2 protein-coding genes and 3 pseudogenes are annotated in these 3239 nt (G+C 62.3%); 2 read left to right on the top strand and 3 right to left on the bottom strand.

Features of this window, described 5'->3' with window-relative positions; all coding sequences use genetic code 11:
- Positions 1–105 precede the first annotated feature (105 nt).
- Together ACFYP3_RS37290 and ACFYP3_RS37295 are read right to left on the bottom strand one after the other, a co-directional pair.
- Positions 106–567: pseudogene (locus tag ACFYP3_RS37290) on the bottom strand (IS5 family transposase); the annotation flags it as partial.
- Between the two features lie 64 nt (positions 568–631).
- Positions 632–1021, bottom strand: coding sequence for a C40 family peptidase (locus ACFYP3_RS37295; RefSeq protein WP_388842541.1), 390 nt, complete (start codon positions 1019–1021; stop codon positions 632–634).
- 925 nt (positions 1022–1946) lie between these two features.
- On the opposite strand from ACFYP3_RS37295, the pseudogene ACFYP3_RS37300 reads away from it, so the two are divergent.
- A pseudogene (locus tag ACFYP3_RS37300) lies at positions 1947–2039 on the top strand (IS5/IS1182 family transposase); the annotation flags it as partial.
- Here ACFYP3_RS37300 and ACFYP3_RS37305 read toward each other — a convergent pair.
- Positions 2015–2136 (bottom strand): annotated as a pseudogene (locus tag ACFYP3_RS37305) (IS5/IS1182 family transposase); the annotation flags it as partial. The pseudogenes ACFYP3_RS37300 and ACFYP3_RS37305 sit on opposite strands and share 25 nt — an antisense overlap.
- Positions 2137–2804: 668 nt before the next feature.
- Between ACFYP3_RS37305 and ACFYP3_RS37310 the strand changes: the two are divergent.
- Positions 2805–3044 carry a hypothetical protein gene (locus tag ACFYP3_RS37310; protein ID WP_388842539.1) on the top strand — a complete coding sequence of 80 codons (240 nt, stop codon included), beginning with the start codon at positions 2805–2807 and terminating at the stop codon, positions 3042–3044.
- Positions 3045–3239: the final 195 nt, after the last annotated feature.

The raw sequence follows: 3239 nt of genomic DNA on the forward strand, positions 1-3239 counted from the left end.
ATCAACACCAACCCCCAACTGCCATGGTCATTCCTCACCCACACCGGCCTGAGCATCCACCCACCAACCCCACCGAACTTACGAAAAGATCAGTAAGCGGTCATCTCATTTGGTCAGTCTTCGGTAGGAGATGAGGGTGCAGGCGGTGCTGGTGAAGGGGAGGAAGTGCTCGGCTTTGCGTTCATAGCGGCGGTGGAGACGGCGGCAGCCGGCGAGCCAGGCCACGGGAGCGTTCTATGGTCCAGCGGTGGCGCCCCATCGCTGTGAGGACTCGATGCCCCGGCGGGCGATTCGGTGGGTGATGCCGCGTCCGCGTAACCATCGGCGCAGGTGCTTCGTAGTCGTAGCCCTTGTGTGCGTGGAGCTTGCCGGGCCGCCGTCGAGGAGTTCCTCGCCGGGACAGGATCGGCGGGATGCCCCGCACAAGTGGTTCAAGACCGAGGCTGTCGTGCATGTTCGCGCCGGAGATTGCGACTGCCAGGGGCAGACCGGTCCGCCCGTGATCAAATGGATGTTCGATCCGAACGTGCCTCGATCGACAGGATTCAGACCCGTCCCGTCCCCCTTTTCAAGGCCCTCATGTTCACTGAACAAGCTCACTGATTGAAGGCCTAGTACCCGTGGCCGGATATCACACGACGCGTCCGTATCGGACGGATTTGGTCCAGATGCGCTCCAGTCGCACTCGGGTACCCGGGCGCGGAGCGTGCCAGATCTTGTCCTGGCCAGCGTAGATCCCTACGTGGCCCATGATTCTTCCCTTTGGGAAGAAGACCAGATCGCCCAATCTCCGGTGCTCGCGCGGTACATGACGGGTGTGCCGGTACTGCTGGTCGGCAGTGCGGGGCAGCCGTGTGCCCGCTTCCCGGAAGGCGTAAAGAGTTAAGCCCGAGCAGTCGAACCGTTTGGGGCCCGTCGCACCGTATGCGTAGGGGGCACCTCTTTTGGAAGCGGCCACGGCTACGGCTTTGACACCGTAGGGTGGGGTCGTGACGCTAGCCTGGGCGTTAAGCCCGGTCATCGCACAAATGATGAAAGAAATGAAGAAGATAAGAAAGACATTGGTTATGGGAAAGCGGTGAACGGAACGGCGGTTCTCCGGCTGGCGGGAGTCCATCCTGGGGTAACGCATGACGATGCCTCCACATCTCAGTAATCAACAGATCGATCGAATCGCCGAAATGCCCACTTTCCTCAGGCTGACTCTCGGATTGACAGCGGCCCAGTGTTCCCCTCCGCATTTCACTGCACATGGCCGGACACGGAATGACTTGTCTAGGTTTTGCAAAAACTCCAGGCTGATATTCAGCAAAGATCTTCCTGCGGGCGGCGCACACCTAGCCCTGAAGCGCATTTTCCGCCGCTCCCCTCGGTCGGTGCATGGCCGCGGCTGCCTTGAGCTGCCCGCGTTTCCGGCGGTACTCGAGTCCCGAGAGGCACCCTCGTGCAGTTCGCACCGCTGCGGCAGGGGCGCTCAAGGCTCGTGAAGCGGTTGCTCCTATCGTGGAACGCGCAACGCCACTCGGCTCCCAGGAAGGGGCAGGCGAGGATCCACAGATCAACGAGCCGGCGGACAGCGGCTCCCCATGGTTCACCGAGCAACTCGCGAGGTGCCTCTCCTGCTGTTGGGCTGCCATGGGGTCAGCCGCCCTTGGGGGGAACCTCAGCGCTTCTGAATCGATAGATCTGCGAATCGGCGCTCTGCTGGTGGCCCTCGGCGAGCACGATGCCAGGGGCGCTGCCCCTGCCGGATTTATCACATCAGAATTTACCCGACCTTTCAGGCCGGGCGCTGGGGCTGGTTCGTGCGATCGCGATCGCGCAGGCTTACCGAAACCTCTAGGTGATTTCGCTATTGGACGTGGTCAGTGCAGAGGGTGTCCTACGGGGGGGGCCGCTCGTTGGTCCCTTACATGGACCCGCGGTACAAGGAGTTTGAGTACGCGCCTGACGCGACGCTGCTCGTAGCGATCATCTATGTGCTGGTCAGCGGCTGCGTCTGGCGGAGCTTGGCGCCGCGCTTCGGCGCATCGAAGTCAAACCGAAGCACCGTCACCAGCCTCCCGAACAGTGCCAGCTCAGCCCCGTGAGCGGGGCTATCCAGGACGGCTCCGACGTCGTGATCACACCAGGCACGCTAAGATCATCTGCCCCGTAACCGGCAGTTACCGGCCGACCCTAGGCAGCTCTCGACCCTGTTCAGGAGGGCGTAGTCTCAGCTTCGGCACAGGGATGAACGAAACGTGGCCGTCAGCCATTTTCGCCTAGATTCTTGTTGCCGTACCGGCCACGGAGACTCCCCGTAGGCCCTGCAGAGGCGGCACCCACACGTTCGGCGGTTCCCTCTCGCGGGATCAGTCGCTTCTGTGTAGAACCTACATATGCCCTTGAGTCTGCTATGCGCTGGTGTAGTTCTCGTGGCGGCCACGTCGATCTGGGCCGCAGTACCACCGTCGGATATCGGCGGGATGGGTCGTGGCGCCACCCTGACCCTCTCCGAGGCCGTTTCGCAGCTCCCCATAAAGTCAGAACACCCGGGAGAAGTGCCTATTTCCGGCTTCCAAGAGACGACGGGAAATCACAATGAGTGCCCTACCAGCCATACTGTTCTAGTGTCTGAGGCGATTTACTCTCCTCGGATCGGCACCCACTGTACCCTTAGCGGAGGCTCGTGGTATAGCCTCTTCGACAATCGATGGATCCGCGGAGCCGAAAAGATGATGGTGCAGCCGCTAGTTCCATTGGCTGAGGCTTGGGAGTCCGGCGCTTACACCTGGACGGCGGAGCGCAGGACTGCCTTCGTCATGGATGTGGATTCGCCCTACACGCTGCTGGCCGTTTCACAGGCCGGCGCCGACCTCCGCGCGGACGGGGATCCGTCCGTCTGGGTTCCGCCGGCTTCCCAGCACCGCTGCCGCTACCTCACCGAATGGGTCTCCACAAAATGGCGGTGGCGGCTCTCGGTGGATCCGCACGAGCACCGCGCACTATCCGCAGCAGCCCGCAAGTGCTCCCACTCCTTCTTCGTTCCAACCGAGGCTTGACTGTCAGCCCTCAAAAATTTACCGCCAGCCGCGCCTTCCTCCCCGCTTTATCCCACGGCCGTCGCCTGACGGGCACCCCGCCAGCTTTGGGGCACGTCCAGACTCTGCTGCGCAATTCGTGAGGGTCATGCGGTGAGCTGGTAGGCGAGGTGTTCGAGTCGGCTGGTGCGGGTGCGGCGGAGGGGGCTGTCGGTC

Origin of the sequence: Streptomyces sp. NPDC005533 (assembly GCF_042871845.1) — a bacterium.
Classification (GTDB): Bacteria; Actinomycetota; Actinomycetes; order Streptomycetales; family Streptomycetaceae; genus Streptomyces.

What these genes read in the sequence shown, in the direction of transcription:
- ACFYP3_RS37295 (WP_388842541.1), bottom strand. Translation starts at nt 1,021, where the DNA reads ATGACCGGGCTTAACGCCCAGGCTAGCGTCACGACCCCACCCTACGGT.
- ACFYP3_RS37310 (WP_388842539.1), top strand. Translation starts at nt 2,805, where the DNA reads ATGGATGTGGATTCGCCCTACACGCTGCTGGCCGTTTCACAGGCCGGC.